Origin of the sequence: Kribbella sp. DT2, assembly GCF_049844575.1 — a bacterium.
Classification (GTDB): Bacteria; Actinomycetota; Actinomycetes; order Propionibacteriales; family Kribbellaceae; genus Kribbella.
The window spans coordinates 255,733-274,111 of sequence record NZ_JBNCLH010000001.1 but is presented as its reverse complement, the minus strand read 5'-3'; the positions used below and the strand labels follow the sequence as shown (position 1 = coordinate 274,111).

Annotated in this window: 21 protein-coding genes and 1 tRNA gene; 9 read left to right on the top strand and 13 right to left on the bottom strand. The window is 69.8% G+C overall.

Features of this window, described 5'->3' with window-relative positions; genetic code table 11:
* Positions 1-54 precede the first annotated feature (54 nt).
* Both ACLQ2O_RS01270 and ACLQ2O_RS01265 read right to left on the bottom strand, forming a co-directional pair.
* Positions 55-585: a YciI family protein gene (locus ACLQ2O_RS01270; protein WP_425826225.1), complete on the bottom strand. Its 531-nt coding sequence runs from the start codon at positions 583-585 to the stop codon at positions 55-57.
* A 59-nt stretch (positions 586-644) separates the two neighbouring features.
* Positions 645-989 (bottom strand): hypothetical protein, encoded by a 345-nt coding sequence (locus ACLQ2O_RS01265; RefSeq protein ID WP_425826223.1) that lies wholly within the window; start codon positions 987-989, stop codon positions 645-647.
* A gap of 197 nt (positions 990-1,186) precedes the next feature.
* Here ACLQ2O_RS01265 and ACLQ2O_RS01260 point away from each other — a divergent pair, with 197 nt between their 5' ends.
* Positions 1,187-1,384 carry a hypothetical protein gene (locus ACLQ2O_RS01260; RefSeq protein ID WP_425826221.1) on the top strand — a complete coding sequence of 66 codons (198 nt, stop codon included), beginning with the start codon at positions 1,187-1,189 and terminating at the stop codon, positions 1,382-1,384.
* A gap of 367 nt (positions 1,385-1,751) precedes the next feature.
* Here the strand turns inward: ACLQ2O_RS01260 and ACLQ2O_RS01255 are convergent, their stop codons facing one another.
* The gene (locus ACLQ2O_RS01255) at positions 1,752-2,735 is read right to left on the bottom strand and encodes an aldo/keto reductase (RefSeq protein WP_425826219.1); all 984 of its coding nucleotides are present in this window, start codon (positions 2,733-2,735) and stop codon (positions 1,752-1,754) included.
* Here ACLQ2O_RS01255 and ACLQ2O_RS01250 point away from each other — a divergent pair.
* A complete protein-coding gene (locus ACLQ2O_RS01250; RefSeq protein ID WP_425826217.1) occupies positions 2,713-3,282 on the top strand; it encodes a TetR/AcrR family transcriptional regulator in 570 nt (189 codons plus the stop codon). The genes ACLQ2O_RS01255 and ACLQ2O_RS01250 overlap by 23 nt on opposite strands.
* 180 nt (positions 3,283-3,462) lie before the next feature.
* Here the strand turns inward: ACLQ2O_RS01250 and ACLQ2O_RS01245 are convergent, their stop codons facing one another.
* The 3 genes from ACLQ2O_RS01245 to ACLQ2O_RS01235 all read right to left on the bottom strand — a co-directional run bounded on the left by ACLQ2O_RS01245 (position 3,463) and on the right by ACLQ2O_RS01235 (position 4,583).
* Positions 3,463-3,609 (bottom strand): hypothetical protein, encoded by a 147-nt coding sequence (locus ACLQ2O_RS01245; RefSeq protein WP_425826215.1) that lies wholly within the window; start codon positions 3,607-3,609, stop codon positions 3,463-3,465.
* A 315-nt stretch (positions 3,610-3,924) separates the two neighbouring features.
* Entirely contained in the window at positions 3,925-4,431 is a 507-nt protein-coding gene (locus ACLQ2O_RS01240) for a DinB family protein (RefSeq protein WP_425826213.1), read from the bottom strand.
* Positions 4,432-4,507: 76 nt separating this feature from the next.
* A tRNA-Arg gene (locus ACLQ2O_RS01235) sits at positions 4,508-4,583 on the bottom strand.
* A 107-nt stretch (positions 4,584-4,690) separates the two neighbouring features.
* Here ACLQ2O_RS01235 and ACLQ2O_RS01230 point away from each other — a divergent pair.
* The 6 genes from ACLQ2O_RS01230 (at position 4,691) to ACLQ2O_RS01205 (ending at position 9,803) form a co-directional block, all read left to right on the top strand.
* A complete protein-coding gene (locus ACLQ2O_RS01230) occupies positions 4,691-4,888 on the top strand; it encodes a hypothetical protein (protein WP_425826211.1) in 198 nt (65 codons plus the stop codon).
* Between the two features lie 287 nt (positions 4,889-5,175).
* Positions 5,176-5,754, top strand: coding sequence for a hypothetical protein (locus ACLQ2O_RS01225; protein ID WP_425826209.1), 579 nt, complete (start codon positions 5,176-5,178; stop codon positions 5,752-5,754).
* A gap of 62 nt (positions 5,755-5,816) precedes the next feature.
* Positions 5,817-7,115, top strand: a complete 1,299-nt coding sequence (locus tag ACLQ2O_RS01220) for a hypothetical protein (protein WP_425826207.1) — start codon at positions 5,817-5,819, stop codon at positions 7,113-7,115.
* Between the two features lie 161 nt (positions 7,116-7,276).
* Positions 7,277-8,281, top strand: a complete 1,005-nt coding sequence (fgd, locus tag ACLQ2O_RS01215) for a glucose-6-phosphate dehydrogenase (coenzyme-F420) (protein WP_425826205.1) — start codon at positions 7,277-7,279, stop codon at positions 8,279-8,281.
* 13 nt (positions 8,282-8,294) lie between these two features.
* The gene (locus ACLQ2O_RS01210; protein WP_425826203.1) at positions 8,295-9,182 is read left to right on the top strand and encodes a DUF72 domain-containing protein; all 888 of its coding nucleotides are present in this window, start codon (positions 8,295-8,297) and stop codon (positions 9,180-9,182) included.
* 33 nt (positions 9,183-9,215) lie between these two features.
* A complete protein-coding gene (locus tag ACLQ2O_RS01205; protein ID WP_425826201.1) occupies positions 9,216-9,803 on the top strand; it encodes a GNAT family N-acetyltransferase in 588 nt (195 codons plus the stop codon).
* A gap of 1 nt (position 9,804) precedes the next feature.
* On the opposite strand, the gene ACLQ2O_RS01200 is transcribed toward ACLQ2O_RS01205, so the two are convergent.
* Both ACLQ2O_RS01200 and ACLQ2O_RS01195 read right to left on the bottom strand, forming a co-directional pair.
* The gene (locus ACLQ2O_RS01200) at positions 9,805-10,179 is read right to left on the bottom strand and encodes a hypothetical protein (RefSeq protein WP_425826199.1); all 375 of its coding nucleotides are present in this window, start codon (positions 10,177-10,179) and stop codon (positions 9,805-9,807) included.
* 68 nt (positions 10,180-10,247) lie between these two features.
* The gene (locus ACLQ2O_RS01195; RefSeq protein WP_425826197.1) at positions 10,248-10,787 is read right to left on the bottom strand and encodes a GNAT family N-acetyltransferase; all 540 of its coding nucleotides are present in this window, start codon (positions 10,785-10,787) and stop codon (positions 10,248-10,250) included.
* A gap of 324 nt (positions 10,788-11,111) precedes the next feature.
* On the opposite strand from ACLQ2O_RS01195, the gene ACLQ2O_RS01190 reads away from it, so the two are divergent.
* Positions 11,112-11,879 (top strand): SDR family NAD(P)-dependent oxidoreductase, encoded by a 768-nt coding sequence (locus tag ACLQ2O_RS01190; RefSeq protein WP_425826195.1) that lies wholly within the window; start codon positions 11,112-11,114, stop codon positions 11,877-11,879.
* A gap of 4 nt (positions 11,880-11,883) precedes the next feature.
* Here ACLQ2O_RS01190 and ACLQ2O_RS01185 read toward each other — a convergent pair whose 3' ends face one another.
* Genes ACLQ2O_RS01185 through ACLQ2O_RS01165 form a run of 5 tightly spaced genes read right to left on the bottom strand, consistent with a single transcriptional unit; the run spans position 11,884 to position 18,379 of the window.
* Entirely contained in the window at positions 11,884-13,197 is a 1,314-nt protein-coding gene (locus ACLQ2O_RS01185; protein WP_425826193.1) for an aspartate aminotransferase family protein, read from the bottom strand.
* 23 nt (positions 13,198-13,220) lie between these two features.
* The gene (locus ACLQ2O_RS01180; protein ID WP_425826191.1) at positions 13,221-14,591 is read right to left on the bottom strand and encodes a hypothetical protein; all 1,371 of its coding nucleotides are present in this window, start codon (positions 14,589-14,591) and stop codon (positions 13,221-13,223) included.
* Entirely contained in the window at positions 14,588-15,391 is an 804-nt protein-coding gene (locus tag ACLQ2O_RS01175; RefSeq protein ID WP_425826189.1) for an amidohydrolase family protein, read from the bottom strand. Before ACLQ2O_RS01175 ends, ACLQ2O_RS01180 begins: the two co-directional genes overlap by 4 nt.
* Positions 15,388-16,164, bottom strand: coding sequence for an amidohydrolase family protein (locus ACLQ2O_RS01170; protein ID WP_425826187.1), 777 nt, complete (start codon positions 16,162-16,164; stop codon positions 15,388-15,390). The genes ACLQ2O_RS01175 and ACLQ2O_RS01170 overlap by 4 nt, the downstream gene beginning before the upstream one ends.
* Positions 16,157-18,379 (bottom strand): heparinase II/III family protein, encoded by a 2,223-nt coding sequence (locus ACLQ2O_RS01165; protein ID WP_425826185.1) that lies wholly within the window; start codon positions 18,377-18,379, stop codon positions 16,157-16,159. The genes ACLQ2O_RS01170 and ACLQ2O_RS01165 overlap by 8 nt, the downstream gene beginning before the upstream one ends.

The window sequence follows — 18,379 nt, the reverse complement described above, 5'->3', positions numbered from 1 at the left end:
GCGGGGCTTCGGGGGTGGGTGGTCTGGTGCTTGTGGTGGTTGGGGGCGGCGGACCTAGTCCTCGGTGGGCCGGCCGCCGAAGCGCCAGACGTGGACCTCGGCCCCGGGTCTGAGCGCGGCCGCGGCTTCGGCGGTCGGGGCTTCGACCAGTGCTGCCTGGCCGACGAGGGTCGTGCCGTCGAGCAGGTCGCCGTACAGGATCAGGTGGGACGACTCCGGTGGCTCCCGGTCGACACCGTCGAGGGCGAGCAGGAGGTACCGGGTGTAGCTCGGTACGACGTTGGCGAAGTCCCACATCGTCGTACCGACGCGTTTGCGGAAGCCGTGGACCAGGACCTCCGTGAAGACACCGGCGAGGTAGTACGGCTCGTCGTACGCGAACCGCTCGACGGCCTCGGCATCCGGTACGTCGAGAATGTGCAGGCTGCCGGTGGTCTCGGCGTCCTCGTCGTCGTGGGTGAGCGTCGGCCCGCGCGCGATCAGCTCCTCGGCGTACCGGTCCATGAAGGCCCAGTGCTGCTCGCTCAGCTCGACCTTGAGCGGAAAGGCACCGGCCCGATCGCGTCCGTAAACGAAGTACTCCACATCAACCTTTCGTCGCCGACGAGTCGAGCCAGCCGCACAGGTCAGGCCCCAACGCTCTTTCAGGTATGGCGGAAGCTCCGGCCCGGGTCGCGCCCAAGGCCGGACATCACCACGCCGATCGTTTCACCCGGCTTGACGAACTCGGCGCAGGCAGCAATGAACGAAGCGTCCGTCCCGAAGTAGTGGAAGGCCCCGAAGCTCACGATCGCGTCGAACGACTCCCGCCCGCAGTCGAGGTCCAGCACCCGCATCCCGGCTCGAGCGTCATCTCCTGCATCAACGCTTCGACCGACCACAACGGATGCGGCCCCATCGGCTCGCACCACCCACGCGGGGTCGTACCCGGACGACAGCGGATACCGCTGCTGTCGCAGCGCCTCCCGCAACAACTCGGCCGTGGTCACCCGCCCGACGATCCCACCACCGCGGAGCGGCGACAACAGAGTTTCGCCGGAACCAGTTGCCGGGGGTTCGCGTCGTACCAACCGTCGCTGGACGACCGGCTGCGGACACGCGGCCGGTGAACCCCTCGACGGGAGAAGCTGCTCCGACAAGCAAGAGGTCACGCACGGCCTCGCCTCGATTCACTCAGGAGATAAGCATGACCAAGGAAGAGCGTCAGGCCCGCAAGGACGACGCGGCCGCGAAGAAGGCGGGCGAACTTCTGAAAGCGCACCTCAACCTCCCCCCGAAGCTCGAGGAGTTGGGCCACCAGGCGGCAGCGGACAACATCCGCGCCAACGGCCGCTGGGACTCCCCGGAGGTCAAGAAGGCCGCCGAGGGCCGCGACGGCCGCTGACCCCCGCCACCAACGACAAACCCCAGGTCGTCCACCTGATGACCTGGGGTCTGCCGGCGCGCTCGGAGGGATTGGAACCCCCAGCCTTCTGATCCTTGGCTCAGCGTCGACGGTCCGAGCAGCACTCCGGAGTGTTCTCAGTCCGGGTTTGGTCGAAGGAAATGCCAGTCCGTCCGCGACTGGTCGACAGCGACGGCGCTTTCGACTTCTACCTGCCGATTGTTGAAACGAAGCCCGTCATCGTCGCCAAGAACCCAAGCGACCCGCGAAGCACACCATCGCAGCCGAATTCCTTCCGCGCTTGTCGAGGTCTCGCCGAAGAAGACGACATCTAGCCGCGCCGCAGGTCCCGGCGTCGTCAATGTTCCTAGGACGCGATCGCATCCAGTTGTGCGAGCGCGTCCGCGTCGAGGTGTACGTCGGCGGTACGCAGGTTTTCCTCGAGGTGGTCGACGCTACGGGTGCCGGGGATCAGAGCGGTGTGCTTGTCGTGCGCGAGGATCCAGGCCAGACAGATCGCTGCGGGCGAAAGACGTCGCCGGGCCGCCATTTGCTGGACGACGGGATGGTCTACGGGTGACGGAATACGGTTGAAGGCCGAGCCGAGCGGAAAGTACGGGATCCAGGCGATGCCGTGGTCCGCACACAGTCTCAGCTGCTCTTCCGATGAGCGGTCGATCAGGCTGTAGGCGTTCTGTACGCAGACGATGCCGGCCGGCAAGGCGCGCTGGATCTGCTCGGTGCTGACGGTGCTGAGGCCGATCGCTCCGATCAGTCCTTCGGTGCGGAGGGCGATCAGCTCGGCGAGCTGGTCGTCGATCGGGACGACCTGGTCACCCTCGGCGGTCAGGCCCGGCCCGTGGTCCGCTCGCCGCAAGTTGACCACCGGCACCTGGTCCAGCCCAAGCGACCGGAGATCGAGGTGGACCTGTTCGCGGAGCTGCTCCGGTCGTTGGGCAAGGGCGAGTTCGACGGGTGCGTCGATGTGTCGTGCGCCGACCTTGCTCACGATCACCAGATCGTCGGCGTAGGGATGCAGCGCGGCCCGGACGTGGCCGTTGACAGTGGCGTTGCCGTAGAACGACGCGGTGTCCAAATGGTTGATGCCGAGCTCGACAGCCCGGCGCAGTAGGGCGACAGCCGCCGTAGCATCGACCGTCCTGAGTTGCATCGCGCCGTACCCGATGCGGCCGATCTCGTGCTGCCCGAGCTTGACGGTGCCGCCCGGCCGATCAGTTCTCATCAGCAGTGCTCTCCCGGTAGAGTGGTATCGATCGGAGATTTCTCCGTTTCCTCGAAGATAGCACTGAACGGAGATTTCTCCACTTATGCGGATCGACGCCGCGCGCAAGCATGAGCAGTTGACGGCTGCGGCCGGCGAGGAACTGGCCGAGCTGGCCCTGGCCGCGCGGAACGGCGAGTCGGTACGGCTCTCCCTCGACAAGGTCGCGGCGCGGGCCGGGGTCGGCATCGCCACGCTGTACCGGCACTTCCCCACCCGGGAGGCGCTGCTGGAGGCTGTCTACCGCCAGGAGCTCACGCGGTTGTGCGAGGCCGCGCCGGCGTTGGCGACGAGCGCGCCCGCTGACGAGGCTTTACTCGGCTGGATGTACCGCTACTTGGACTTCGTCGACTCCAAGCGGGCCATGGGCGTCAGCCTGCGCGCGATGGTTGCCTCAGGCGCTGTTACGCAGTCGGACACCCGCGCGCGGCTCGCGGCCGCGATCGCTCATTTCCTCAAGATCGGTGCGGCGTGCGGCGCGCTACGGGCCGACGTGCCGGCGGAGGACGTCGTCGCGGCGATGGCCGGCGCGGTGATCGCCGCCGATCCCGATCAGCAACGTGAGCAGACAGAGCGGCTGTTGCAGCTCGTGGTGGACAGTCTGCGGACACGCTGAAGCGAGTTCTGCGCGTCCGATCAACGCGGCGGAGTCGAGGTTTCGCGGAGGAAGTGCCCTGCGGGGCCACCTCCTTCACTCGAGGCGAAGAGTCGTTCTGAACGGCTGCCCTCGCTGTTGGTGATCGTCCAACCCGTACTCGTTTTCACGACATGACGACATCACAGCGCCGGCCCTGCCTCAGGCTTCCGGGATCGGGCGGTCGTAGAAGTCGCCGCGCGGCTCGTCGGGGTCCGGTCCCGTGCGCAGCTCCGTGTCGAGTGCGTCGATCCGGGTCATCTCGTCCTCGTCGAGAGTGAAGTCGAAGATGTCCGACCCGTCGGGCACCCTCTGCACACACTCGTGCGACAGATCGTCTCCGTCAGACCGATCGACTCCTGACCTCGGCGCGCCGGCTCGTTCACGTCTCATCGCACAGAAAGGTTCCGCAGTATTCCCCGATCGGTCGGGCTCTCGTGCGCCTCGCTGCTCTACAGCCAGGGGTGCCGCTGGAGAACATCCAGGACGTGCGCGGCCACAGCTCACCGACCGTGATCCGTAGTCGAGTTCGAGGCGACCGCCCCCGACTTCAGCACATCCGAGGATGCCACTGGCTCCGGCGTACGACACAAGGTTCCACCGGAAGCAGTTGCCCTGGGCCCGCTACTCGCCGGTGGTGCCGTCGATGCGTTCGCGCAGCAGGTCCGCGTGGCCGTTGTGGCGGGCGTACTCCTCGATCATGTGCAGGTAGATCCACCGCAGCGTGTAGTCCTCGCCCGGGCTGGCCTCGTCGAGCCCACGCCCGGCGACGGCCGCGCGCGACCGGGCGACACTCGCCTGGTAGCTCGCCAGATCGTCGTCGGCGCGCGTGGCGTCGACCTCGTCGCTGCCTCCGGTCGAGTCCGGACTGTAGTCCCAGAAGAACAGGTGGTCCGGCCGGCCGTCGTACGCGTGGAACCAGGCCTCGACCCCCGACATGTGCCGAACCAGGCCGAGCAGCGAGAGCCTCGACGGCGGCACCGCGCGCAGCGCCAGCTGCTCAGGGGTCAGCCCGCCGCACTTCATCAGCAGCGTCGTGCGGTGGTACTCGAGGCGATCCTCGAGCGCGGCCCGCTCGTCGACCGGGTCGACCGGCGGCTCGGTTCGCTCAGGTGTGCTCCACGTCGGCATTCCGGTCACCTTACGGACGCCGGGGGCCGGGAACGACAAAGCCCCAGGTCGTCCACCTGATGACCTGGGGCTTTGCTGGCGCGCTCGGAGGGATTCGAACCCCCAACCTTCTGATCCGTAGTCAGATGCTCTATCCGTTGAGCTACGAGCGCAGGCAACGACGAAAACGATACAACGAGTCGGCGCCTGGGTGGTAATCGGGGGTGGGCGGGCGCGGGACGCCGGTACGGCGAGGGCGCGCGGGAACCACATTCCCGGCATGGACATCGGTGGTGCGGCGGCCAAGCGGCTGAACGACGGCAGCGGGCAGGTCAGCGGGGTTGCGACGGAGATCGAGAGTTTGGCGGGCAACCTGCAGGACCTTTCGGGGATCCTTGCGTCGGTGGGTGAGGCGTTGTCGGGGTTGGGCAGCAAGTTGAGTGAGTCAGGCGGGACCGTGAAAACTCTGCTCGGCTAGGTGGTGGTAGGCCTTTGTCCCGGCGGTGGACGGGCTGTGCTTGTTGGCGTCGACTTCGTCGCCGCGGGTTTTGGGGCTTTGTCGCCCGTTCTTCCCTCGTCGGTCGGTCGCTGCGCTCCCTCCCTCCTCAGTCCAGAACGGGCGGCCCCAAAACCTTTGGGTGCTCGTTTGGCCGGCCTGAAGCTTGGTGGGAACCGGATCGTCGCGGGTGGCGTCTAAGACGCGTTGTCGGGCAGGTGGAGACGTGACCGGTGAGGGAGAGCTTCCGCGTGGCTAGGGTCTGGGGCATGGCGAGTGGAGTGGTGCGGGGCACGCTGATCGCCTCCGGGGTCGCGCTGGTCGCGGGGCTGGGGATCGGGTTCGCGGCCGGGGAACCGGTGCACGAGGAGGACGTCGTCGGGGCGCGCAAGCTGCCGAAGGACCTGTGCGAGCGGCTCGGCGACATCTCCGAATTGTTGCCTACGGCATCTTCTCCGGTGTTCGCGCAGACCGGGACCGGTGAGGTGAGCTGCCGCGCGGTCGCCGAGGAGTCGAGCCAGCAGACCTTCACCTCCGCGGCGGTCAACGTACGGATCACGCCGTACGCCGGGAAGCTCGCGGGCGAGGGCGAGCCGACGTTCCGCCCCGACCAGATGGCGCGCAAGGCGTTCGAGCGAGGGAAGGGCGTGGTCGCGCCCGGTCGGCCCTATCCGACCAAGATCGATCGGTTCGGGCGGACCGGCGGCGAGGACTGGAAGGTGTCGGTGGTGGTGCTGCGCGACGACCTGGTCGTTCAGGTGGACTACGAGGCGCACCCGGTGGCACCGGACAAGGCCGAGCAGTCCGCGCTCGTCCTGGCGGACCGAGCGATCTGGGAAACGAAATGAACAGCGAACCGGGGGATGCGGGAAGCGAAGCGAACGGCGGGCCGGGTGGTCGGGGAGGCGAAATGAGCAGCCGGTCAGGTGGTCTGGGAGGTGATCCGGGCGCCGCGCTGGAGATCTCCGGGTACCGGCTCGATCAGCGGCTGCTGGAGCACCCGCTCGCGGAGATCTGGCGCGGGCGGTCGTTCACCGGGATGGAGGTCGTCGTCCTCGTCCTGAGCCCGGCCGGCGCCGCCGACCCCGCGGTCCGCGACCGCCTCAGCCAGGCCAGCCGCACCACCGCACTCGACCCGCAGCGCGAGGAGACTCCGCTCTGGGCCGCCAACCTGACCGCCACCAGGCCGTACGCCGTCACGCAACTCGTCCCTGGTCAGTCCGGCGCCGAGCGCCTGATCGACCCCCTCGACGGCCTCCTCGGCAACGACGAGCAGGCGCTGGCGTCGGTCCGCCAGCAACTCGCCCCGTACGGCGCCGCACCGGTCCCGTTCGAGCAGCACCCGCCCGCAGCCGAGGAGCAGCCCACGCCTGACCGACAGCCTGCCCCGTACGGCGCTGAGTCGGTTGCCGCGGGCGGGCAGCTTGCCGGAGGGCCGCCGCCCGGTGCTGCAGGTGAGCAGGGCTCTGGTGCGCAGGCCAAGCCCCCGGCGGGTGCAGGAGACCAGAGCGAGGCGAGCCCCAGGAAGTGGTGGCCGTACCTGGTGGCTGTTGTCGTGGTGCTGGCGGTGTTCAGCGTCACCTACTCGGTCGGTGCTGCGATCAAGAGTGCGAACTCGGAGACCGACCCGAAGGTGGCTCCGCCTGCTGCGGTCAGTCCGGCGGCGATGCCGACGGGGGTGCTCAAGCCGGGGATCGAGAAGATCACCTCCGTGCGGTGGTCGCGGTCGGCGCCGTTTGCCGGGGTGGTTGGCGCGGTCTACCCGCTGGGTGCCGACCTTCAGGTTGCGCGGGCGTTGGACCTGCCGTTCGAGTTCGGCTTCCCGCGGCCGCCGGTGGTCGACGAGAAGGCGTCCGTGGAGTCGTCGACGACGATCTACCGTCGCGTGCTCAGCGGGTCGACCGCGGCGACGGCCGGGATCGACCTGCGGATCGCGCTCCGGCCGTGCGCCGACCGGGCCGCGTGCCTGGCCGACCGGGCGGCGTTCGACAAGGAGTGGAGCGCGACGTACAAGACCCCGGCTCCGACCACTGCCCGCGACAGCACCACCTGGTACGCCGTCAGCGCCCAGCCGTACACGCTGGCGATGACCCACGTCTTCAACTCCCAGGGGCGCTGGTTCCTGGTCGGCACAGCCGCCGTGGCTCAGCCAGGTGAGGAGCCGGCCGCCCAGCAGGTCGTCAACGACATCTGGCGCCAAACCAGCTGACCGTCGTCCACGAGCGCCGGCCCAGCCGACCGTCGTACGAGCACGACGCCGTGACCTGTCCGCTCGAGAACCCGGCAGCCCCGCGCAGTACGGTGGCGGCATAGAACGTGCGGTGCGCGGGTTGTCACTCGGTGGACTGACTACGACGGAGGAGCGAGACGGTGGGCATTCGGATCGGTTACAAGGCGTCGGCGGAGCAGTTCGGGCCGCGGGACCTGGTCGAGTACGCGGTACGCGCGGAGGAGCTCGGGCTGGACAGCGTCACCGTCTCCGACCACTTCCTGCCCTGGCGGCACGAGGGTGGGCACGCGCCGTTCGCGCTGGCCTGGATGGCGGCCGTCGGTGAGCGGACCAACCGGGTCCTGATCGGTACGTCGGTGCTGACGCCCACGTTCCGGTACAACCCGGCGGTCATCGCGCAGGCGTTCGCGACGATGGGCATGCTGTACCCGGGCCGGATCATGCTCGGTGTCGGTAGTGGCGAGGCGCTGAACGAGATCGCCGTGTCGGGCCGCGAGTGGCCCGAGTTCAAGGAGCGGTTCGCGCGGCTGCGTGAGTCGGTCGACCTGATCCGCGCGCTGTGGACCGAGGAGTCGGTCAGCTCCGACGGACCGTTCTACAAGACCGTCGAGGCGTCGATCTACGACCGCCCGGAGACGCCGCTGAAGATCTACGTGGCCGCGGGTGGCCCGCTGGTCGCCAAGTACGCCGGCCGCGCGGGGGACGGGTTCATCGCGACCTCCGGCAAGGGCATGGAGCTGTACAACGACAAGCTGATGCCCGCCGTCCGTGAGGGCGCCGAGAAGGCCGGCAAGAAGTTCGAGGACGTCGACCGGATGCTCGAGGTCAAGCTGTCCTACGACCGCGACCCGGAGCACGCGCTGGAGAACACCCGGTTCTGGGCGCCGCTGTCGCTGACGCCGGAGCAGAAGCACAGTGTGGACAGCGCGACCGAGATGGAGCGGCTGGCCGACGAGCTGCCGATCGAGCAGGTCGCGAAGCGCTGGATCGTTGCCTCCGACCCCGAAGAGGTCGTCCAGCAGTTCCAGCCGTACTTGGATGCCGGGTTCAACCACTTCGTTGTGCACGGCCCCGGCCACGACCAGGAGCGCTTCCTGACCCAGTTCACCGAGGACGTCGTACCGCTGCTGCGCAAGCTCGGCTGATCCACTCGCGACGATGGAACGCTGGCAGGACAGTCCGTACCGGGTCGGCATCTCGGGGTGGCGGTACGCGCCCTGGCGCAAGGTGTTCTACCCGGACGGGCTGCCGCAGCGCGCCGAGCTGGAGTACGCGTCGCGGCGGCTGAACTCGATCGAGCTGAACGGTTCGTTCTACTCGTTGCAGCGGCCGTCGTCGTACCAGCGCTGGTACGACGAGACGCCGCCGGGGTTCGTGTTCTCGGTCAAGGGGCCGCGGTTCATCACGCAGATGAAGAAGCTCGAGGACGTCGGGACGCCGCTGGCGAACTTCTTCGCCTCCGGCGTGCTCGCGCTCGGGGAGAAGTTCGGGCCGGTGCTCTGGCAGCTGCCAGGCACGCTCGGGTACGACGCCGACCGGCTGGCGCGGTTCTTCGAGTTGTTGCCTCGGACAACTGGTGAGGCCGCGAAGCTCGCACGTGAGCACGACGAGCGGATGAACGACCGGTCGTTGCTGGAGGCAAGAGTTGAGCGGCCGGTGCGGCACGCGCTGGAGGTGCGGCACCCGTCGTACGAGCACGAGGAGTTCGTCGGCCTGCTGCGGGAGCACGACATCGCACTGGTGTGCGCCGACACGGCAGGGAAGTGGCCGATGCTCGACGACGTCACCGCGTCGGACTTCGTCTACGTGCGACTGCACGGTGCGGACGAGCTGTACGTCAGCGGGTACGACGACGCCGCGCTGGACCGGTGGGCCGGGCGGATCAAGACCTGGCACGGCGGGCGCACGCCGACCAACGGGCAGCGGGTCGGGTCGCCGGCGCCGCGGCGGCAGCGCGAGGTGTTCGCGTACTTCGACAACGACGTGAAGGTGCGGGCGCCGTACGACGCGGAGGGGCTGGCGCGGCGGCTGGGGATATCGAGTTGAGCTGACAGGGCGGACGCGCGGACAATCGCCGGGATGACATTCGAAGTGGTCCGCGCTGACGACCCGCGCTGCGCCGTACTGGAAGCTGACGGGTGGACCGTCGTCGGCGAGTCGTGGGGAGCGCGGCTACGGTCGCCGGATCCGGCGCGGCTGGACCAGGCCGTACGGCGAGCGACGGGTGTGGTCGTGCGCGAGCTCGGGCCGTCGTACGCCGAGGCGCTGCATGCGTTGGAGAAGGCGAACGAGGCGGACTACCCGTACACGCCGGCCACGCAGCAGGTCGTCGGGTCGCTCGAGACGATGCACGAGTTGTGGACGGACGGCCGGGTGTTCGGGGCCCTCGACGGGGACCAGTTGGTCGGGGCGACCAACATCAGGCTGGTCGGCGTGGGCGAGGAGCAACGCGCCGAGACCGGCTTCACGTCGGTGCTCGCCGGGTACCGCGGCCGCGGGATCGGACAGGCGGTCAAGGCACTGTCGATCCTCACGCTGTACGCCGACGGCGTGCGCGTCTTCGGCACCGGCGGCGCGGCGCTCAACGCCGCCAGTCTCGGCGCGAACGAGTCCCTCGGCTACGTCGTCGAAGAACGCTGGCGCTCGTACGCCCCACCCGCGGACTGACTCAGCTCGGGATCCACTCCGGCCACCAGGCGGGGACGTTCGCCGGGCAGATCGGCGTGGCCATGCCGGCGGGGGTGCCGGCCCAGGAGAACAGGGCCAGGTCGGCGATGGCGATCGCGATCAGAGCGCCGGTCAGCGGCATCAGGAACTTGCCGCCGCCGCCCTTCTTCATCACCCGCCAGACCACGCTGAACAGCACGATGTTCACCACCATCGCCACCGGCAGCCCGACGAACAGCAGCGTCGCGCCGTTGCCGACCCCGTTGAGCTTCACGCCGCAGTCGTCCCAGGCCCGCCGGGTGATCCACAGCAACCCGAACCCCGCCGCCCCACCGATCACCAACGAGAAGAACGACAGCCGGTTGCCTTTACCCATACCCCCAACCGTAGGGTCTCCGGCCCCTGGTCGCCTCCCGCAACGCCTGTCCCGGCGCTGGGCGAGTGTCAGGTGCTGATGGTGACCGGGCGGTGGGGATGGGTGAGCGGGTCCGAGGCCAGGCGGGCGTGGCGTTCTACGTCGTAGCGGGTGCCGTCGTAGGCGAGGCGTTCGCGTTCCAGGCCCTCGTACAGGAAGCCGGCGCCGGCGGCGACGCCGCAGGAGGCCGGGTTGTTGGTGCGGTGGCCGAGCTCGAGGCGGTAGAGGCCGGCGTCGTGATGGGCCCAGTCGGCCAGGGCGCGGAGCGCGTCGCGGGCGACGCCTTGGCCGCGGACCTCGGCGATCGTCCAGTACCAGGTCCAGCCGACCTGGTGGCGGTCGATGTTGGTGACCGCTACGCAGCCGACCGGGTGGTCGTCGGCGTCCGCGACGGCGTACACGTGCCCGTTGTCGAGGTCGGCGACCCGGCCGATCCAGTCGACCGCGCTCGCGGTGTCGCGGATACCGCCCTGGTTGGCCATGTCCGGGTCAGCGTGCGCCGCGGTCAGGCGCAACGCGTCGGCCACTCGCCACCGCCTGAGCTCTAGCGTCGCCAGGTCGTAACCCATTCGTCGAGGCTACCTCCGGAGGCTCTGGCGTGAGCTTGTCGTCGGCCTGTCTGTGGATTGGGGGCGCACATGGCTGTGTTTTTGGCGTCGACTTCGTCGCCGCGGGTTTTGGGGCTGTGCTTTTTGGCCTCGCCTCCGGCTCGGCGGGTTTTGGGGCTTTTTCGCCCGCTCTTCCCTCGTCGGTCGGTCGCTTCGCTCCCTCCCTCCTCAGTCCAGAACGGGCGGCCCCAAAACCTTGGGGGACTCCTCGTCGGTCCCTGATTGGTTGGTGGGGCTCGCCCGGGTCGGCGGGTTCGTGCTGGAGCGGTCCTGCAGGATGGCACCATGCGATTTCTCGACTTCTCGGATCAGGTTGTGCTTGTCACCGGCGCCAGTAGTGGGATCGGGGCGGCTGCGGCCGTCGGGTTTGCGGAGGCGGGGGCGACGGTTGCGCTGCACTTCCACGCCAATGAGTCCGGCGCGCGGCACACGTTGAACGCCGTCAACACCGCGGGCGGTAGCGGCTCGGTTCATCAGGCCGATCTTGCGGACCCGACCGAGGCCGCCGCGCTGATCGACGCCGTGCTGGCCAAGCACGGGCGGATCGACGTACTGGTCAACAACGCCGGGGACCTGGTCAAGCGGGCCGCGGTGGCCGACGTACCGGACGAGGAGTTCCACCGGATCCTCGACGTGAACCTGACCTCGGTCTTCGCGATGAGCCGACGGATCGTCCCGGTGTTCCGCGAGCAGGGCAACGGCGCGATCGTCAACGTCACCTCGATCGCCGGCCGGCACGGCGGGGGCGGTGGCTCGGTCGTGTACGCGACCAGCAAGGGCGCGGTCAGCACCTTCACCCGCGGCCTGGCCAAGGAGCTCGCGCCCGACAACATCCGGGTCAACGCGATCTCACCCGGCGTGATCAGCACCCCGTTCCACGACCGGCACACCGGCGAGGAGCAGATGAAGGCGATGCTGACCACGATCCCGATGGGCCGCACCGGTACGCCGCACGAGTGTGTCGGCACGATCCTGTTCCTGGCCTCCGACGCGATGAGCTCCTACGTCACCGGCCAGATCGTCGAGGTCAACGGCGGCCAACTCATGCCGTAGGAGATCAGAGCGACGCCAGGGCGGAATCGGCGATCGCGATGGTCTCCTCGATCTGCTGACCGGTGTGCTCGGTGGACAGGAACCACAACCCCCGCGGAACGATGCTGATCCCCTCCGCGAGCAGCGCCGCGTGGAACCTGCCCATCGCCGCCCGGTCGCAGGCGGCGAACGACCGGTAGTCCGTGACCGTAGCCTCGTCGGTCACGTACGTCTGGAAGACCGGCCCAGGCCCGTCGACAAGCAGCGGTACGCCGTGCCGCTCGGCCGCCGACCGAAGCCCGGCCATCAACTCCTGCCCCCGCGCGACCAGCGGCGGGTACACCGCGTCCCGCTCCTCGTCGAGATACCGCAGCACCGCATCAGCCGCCGCCATCGCGACCGGGTGGGAGTTGAAGGTCCCGGCGTGCGCCACCGTCCCGTCCGCGATCGACCCCATCACCTCGCGCGACCCGACGAGCGCCGAGACCTGCATCCCACCGGCCATCGCCTTGCCGAATGCCGACAGGTCCGGTACGACGCCGAGCAGCTCCTGAGCCCCACCCGGCGCGACCCGGAAGCCGGAGATGATCTCGTCGAACACCAGCAGCGCGCCGTACTGCCGGGTCAGGTCCCGCAGGCCTTCCAGGTAGCCCGGCGCCGGCGTGATGCACCCGGTGTTGCAGAGCAGCGGTTCGAGGATCACGGCGGCGATCTCGTCGCCGGACTCGGCGAACACCGCCGCCACCGCGTCGAGGTCGTTGTACGGCAGCACGATCAGGTCCGTCGCGCCGTCGCGCGGCTGGCCCGCCGTACCGCCGACCGCGACCGGGTGCCGGGCGTCGCCCGCGGAGGCCAGGTCCGGGTGCACGCTGTAGAGCACCGGGTCGAGCCAGCCGTGGTAGTTGCCCTCGAACTTGACGATCTTCGGCCGCCCGGTGTGCCCGCGGGCCAGGCGGATCGCGCCGTGCACGGCCTCCGACCCGACGCTGTTGAACCGGACGAGCTCCGCCGACGGGACCATCGCGCACAGCCGCTCGGCGACGATCGCCTCGAGCTCGTGCTGGGCGGCGTACGCGATGCCCCGGCTGACCTGGGCCGTGACTGCCTCGGCCACCAGCGGTGAGGCGTGGCCGAGCAGGTTCGGGCCCTGGCCGAGCACGTAGTCGAGGTAGCGGTTGCCGTCGACGTCCCAGAGCTCGGAGCCCTTGGCGTGGTCGACGAAGAGCGGCGTCCCCGCGGCCCGGCGGGCGTCGCTCGACACACCGCCGGCCAGCGACCGCTGGGCGCGGGCGTACAACTGCTCGGCCTGCTCGAAACCTCGGGCAACGGTACTCGGCATGTTTCCTCCGCGGAGTGGGTGGGCTATTCGAGCTTCTCGGTGAGCAGCCGGAACTGCTGGCGCGGCCTGCCGCCGCCGCTCGACCGGGCCGGCGGCAGCGGCCAGGCGAGCCCGGCGTCGACCAGTTCCTTGAGCATCCGGCGCCCGGTTCGCTGGGTGACCTGCATGATCTCGGCGACGATCTCGACGTCGGCGATCACCTGCGGACCGACGCCGGACGCGGCGGCGATCGAGGTGACGATCTCGATCGCGCGCGGGTCGATCGGCGGGGCGCCGTCCTGCGGCGCGGACTCGGTGATCGCGCGGCCGGCGCCGGGCGGGAGGTCGGTGCGCGCGTTGGCGTCGTCGAGGTAGACCGCGACCCGCCCCGCGCGGCTGACCGAGTCCTCGACCGCCATCAGCGCGTTGGCCTCGGCCGCCCGCGCCGTCTGGCCGGTGCCGGCTCCGACAGCCACCGGTACGCCGAGCTGAGCCGTCAGCACGCTCAGGAACGGGGCAGTGGTGAACTGTTCGGTCAGCTGGACCAGGGCACCGTGGGTGGTGGTGACGAGGAAGAGTGTGTCCGAGCGCCGCGACACCGTCGCCCCGACCTGACGCGCCTCCGACAGGAGCTTCTGGTGGGTCGACAGGGCGAGCTCCTGCTGCCAGTAGTCGCCGGACTCGGTGCGAGAGGTACCGGTAGGAATCAGCTGTACGGCGATCATCGCGATCTGGTGCGCGCCCATCCGGATGCCCTGGCCGAGCAGCACCGCCGTCTCCAGGGCGTCGCGCACGCTCGACCGGGTCGGCGCGATCCGGAGCACCGGTACGCCGTGCGACCGCAGCTCGCGCTCGACCGAGAGGATCGTGGTCAGGGCCAGCGTGCTGCCCTGCTCCCGCTTGGCCCGGTGGAAGGCGACGAAGCCCGCGACGGACTCGGGGCCGTCGTACGGGATGTCGTGCACGTGCGTGGTGTCGAGCCCGATCTCGGCGTACGCCTCCTCGACGTCGTCCGCGGCCAGGGAGTCGATGCTCACCCGGCTCAGGTCGACGTCGTCGATGGTCAGCGAGGCGCGCAGCAGGGCGGCGTACAGGGCGGCGCCGGTCAGCGGGAGGTGCGTGGACGGGACCGTCAACCAGTGCCCGTCCGCGGCGAGGTCGAACTGCCAGGGGCCGGGGAACACGGCGGCGTCGATGCGGTCGCGCAGCCGGCGGTACCGGTCCTCGGCCTCGGTCTGGTCGTCGTACCCGCCGGTGACGAACTTGACCCGGTTCGGCGCGTGCCGCTCGGCGATCTGGACGCCGGCCTCGGCCATCGTCTTCACCAGCCGGCGCGGACCGAACAGCCCGACCACGACGGGCGGAAGGCGTTCGCCGGCCGACGAGCTGTCGGCCGGCACTGTTTCGTCGCTCACTGAAGCTCCCCCGGATCACCCGGCAGCGGGCGCCACCGGAACAGACGGCGGGCGTTCCCACCAAGGACATCTTCGCGCTCGTCCTCGGTCAGCGACGCGTACACCACCCGGCCGAGCGACATCCGCTGGTCGATGAAGGGGAAGTCGGAGCCGAACAGCACGCGGCGGCTCCCGACCCGCTCGACCATGCCCGTGATGAGCTGACCGGTCATCTGCGATCCGCACACCTCGAGCCAGAGCGACGGGTAGCGGGAGGCGGCGTCGACGGCCTCGTCGACGCCGGCCGGGCTGATCCCCGCGTGGCCGAGGATCACCGGAGCGTCGGGGTACCTGTCGGCGACCGTCTCGAACAGCGCCGGCGCGTCGTACGCGGAACCGTGCTGGGAGTGGCTGAGCACCGGGCAGCCGGTCTCCGCGGCGAACGCCCACACGGCGGCGTACCGGGCGCCGGTGACCGGGTACTGGTGCAGCGTCGGGTGCACCTTGATCCCGACGAAGCGGTCGTCGGCCGCGAGCCGTTCGAGCTCGCGCTCCGGGTCCTGCCACGGGTTGATCACCGCGTACGCCGCGATCCGGCTCGGGTGCGCGTCCACCGCCGCCAGCGTCTCGGAGTTCCCGAGGTGGGCGTCCTGCTGGATGGCACGGTTCGCCGCGACGACCGTGACCTGGGTCCCGGTCCGGTCCATCACGTCGACCATCTGCTGGGCGCCGGGTTCCGGGATGTAGAACAGCGAGTACGGGCCGAGGTGCGCATGCACGTCGATCACCTGCCGCCCGGCCACAGGCCGGCGGCCGATCATGCGAGACCCCCGACCGGCAGTGCGAACAGCGCGGCCGCGTTGCCCGAGCCGATCTGGCGCACGATGGCATCGTCCACACCCGACCAAGCAAGCCGTACGACGCTCTCGGCGGGATCGCGCAGCCCCAGCCCGGTGGCGAACAGCAGCCGGTCGGCGAGGCCGTTGGCGGCCAGCCACTCCACTGCCTGGTGGGCCGCGAAGTTGACCAGGTCGACGGACAGGTTGTCGTGGTCGCGCAAAGCTGCCGACAGGTTCCGCAGCTCCCGGTACCCGACCTGCGAGACGACGATCCGGACCGTCGGAAAGCGCGTCGCGATCGTCGCGATCTGGGACCAGTCGAGCTCCGTGGCGTCCACGCAGAGCGGCAAGCCGGTGTCCGCGAGGGCCGAGTAGAACTCGTCCATCGCGGCGGACACCGGCGAGTACCCGTGCGATCGGGGATGGATCCGGAACGCCCCGACGCCACTCCCGTCCGCGGCCTGGCGGACCAACCCATCGAGGGTGTGCGCCTCGCCGTGGACCGGTGGCACCGCAGTCCAGCAGGCCAGGACGCCCTGGTCGGCGAGGTCGGTCGCGACGGCGCTCGCTTCCGCGTTGCCGGTCAGCGGATCGTGCAGCCACGAGGCCATCGCGCTGACGAGAGCCCCGGACAGCGCGAACGTGTCGAGATGGGCGGCGATCGCGTCCCGGTCGGTCGCCTGCAGCAGGGCCGCCGGGTGCGCGCCGGTCACGACGTGGGCGTCGAACCAGCCGCTGGTGACGTCCTCAGTCATGGGTCGCCCCCTCGATGGTCCAGCGCCCGGCGTACGGGAGCGTGAGATCCGCCCAGCCCGCCTCGTCGCTGACCGTCGTCACTGGTACGGCGTCCAGCCGGACCTCGCCGTCCAGGAGCACACGGATCCAGATCCGGCACCGGCCGGACGCGGTCACCACCAGGTGCAGCCGGCCGTCCCGCAGAGTGGCTTCCACATCGACGGGAGCCGCGCTGCGGAACAGCGGGCGGCCGCGGTCGGACAGTTCGCGCACCTGCCAACCCGTTGCCCAGGACAACTGTTCGCCTCCGGTCCGCCGGGTCCGCACCCAGTGGTTGGCGCCGACCCGGTCGACAGTGTGGCCATGGTCGATGGTCAACTTCCCCCCGCTTCGAACGACGCTCACCTCCGCCCCCGCGTCCGGGACGAGCACCGTCGTGAAGGCCCCCTGCTCACGGTCGAGCGCCAACGTGTGCAGCGGTTCGTACAAAGCCTCGTGACGCACCGGGTCCGGCCGACGGGCGGTCCCTTGGAGCGTCTCGATCGCCGTGGTCTCCGGGCTGCCTGCTTCGAGAAGGAGAAGTCCCGAACCGTCGGGAGCCGTTGTCCTGAAAGCGAGCGGACCCACCTGCTGCCATGGGTCGAGCGCCTGCCAGCAGGCCCGGAAGGTGTGCCGCTCCAAGCCGTCCAGGCCTGGCGTCGAGTCGTTGACCACGACGTACGACGGCTCTTCGCGGACCAGCGCGATCGTGCGGGCCTGCGCTACGCCGTTGCCCTGGTGGCGGCCGGTGAAGACGGCCAGGAGGTCGGTGTCGACCAGCGGGTCGGTGCTCACCGCGCGATCGGTGCTCAGCTCCTGGCCGTCCACCAGCACGGTGTTGTGACCGCGGCCGGACTGGTACCAGGTCAGGTACTCCGGATCGTCGTAGCTCGGCGGACCACCGGCCTCCCACAGCAGCGGTCGCCCTTGCCCCTCGAGGACGAAGTCGAGCACCGCGCGGTGCGAGTGCGACTCCAGCTCGTGCTCGATGTGCGGCCCGCAGTTGATCACCGCGCGCAGGTCGCCGGCGCGCAGGACGACGTACCCGGAGTAGGCCAGGACGGAAGTGCGCTGCGGCTCCGGAGCAGGGTTGCTGAGAGCTGAAGCGAGCGTGCTCGTCCATCGCGCCTGCCGGGCGGTGTCCGTCCAGGCCGGAAGCATGGCGGCTTCCTCGGCGAACGCGTCCGGGGTCAGCCACTGCGCGGCGATGCTCGCCAGGGCAGGGTTGTCGAGCACGTAGCTTCCCCGGAGCAGGCCGCTGGCCGGCCACTCGACGTGGCTGTCCTGCAGGTGCGGGATCCAGCCGCCGGGTGAGACGAGCTCGCACAGCCAGTCGTACATCGCCGTCATCTTCGGGTGCCGGGACAGCTCGCCGGACCCGTACCGGGCGTCGATCACAGCGGCCAGCTGCAGCGAGGTCAGGCACATCTTGTGGTAGCCCGGAGAGCGTTCGTAGTGCCCGCCGTCGGGATAGACATCCAGCAGCAGGTGCTCGTCGATCCGTTGGCGCCCGCGCTCGGCCCAGCTCGCCGCCTCGGTCAGGTCGGGCAGTACGGCGCTGATGTGCAGGAGCTCCGTGGCGGAGACGAGCTGCCAGTTGCCGTGCCGGAAGACGTCGTGCTCGTCGTACGCCCACCGCGCGCCGCCGACGAGGGTGCTGACCAGTCCGCCCCAGGCCCGGTCGGACAGCGGTGAAGCGGTGAGAACTTCCAGCGTGGGCAGGAGGCCGCGGCACCGGGCCCAGGTGCCGAGCGAGTACCAGATCACGTCGAGCCCGGGCCACTCGCCGGTGACGGAGTCGCGCTGCTCGACCCAGTCCTCCAGGTGCCTCTCGAAGGCTTCGAGGTAGCGGTCCTCGCCGGTCAGCAGCCAGGCGTGCACGCCCGGCGTCAGCCAGTTCAGGTAGTGGAAGCCGTAGCGCCGGGAGCGCCCGTGCTCGGTGCCGGTCACGTCGACCCCGCTGAGCAGCGCGGTCGCCTCGATCAGCACCGCGTCGGCCGCGGGCCGGGAACGAATCGCCTCGGTCCACTCCCGCAACGGCCAGGCGGGCCGCCGCATCCGGCCCGCCACGAAGGCGCGCAGGGTGGCGAGGTCGTCGACGCCGTACGGCGAACCGAAGGCCTTGATCAGGTCGGCGGTACCGATCCGGTTGATCCGGTCGTCGATGTGCCGGGCCTTCTCGGGACCGGTGGACAT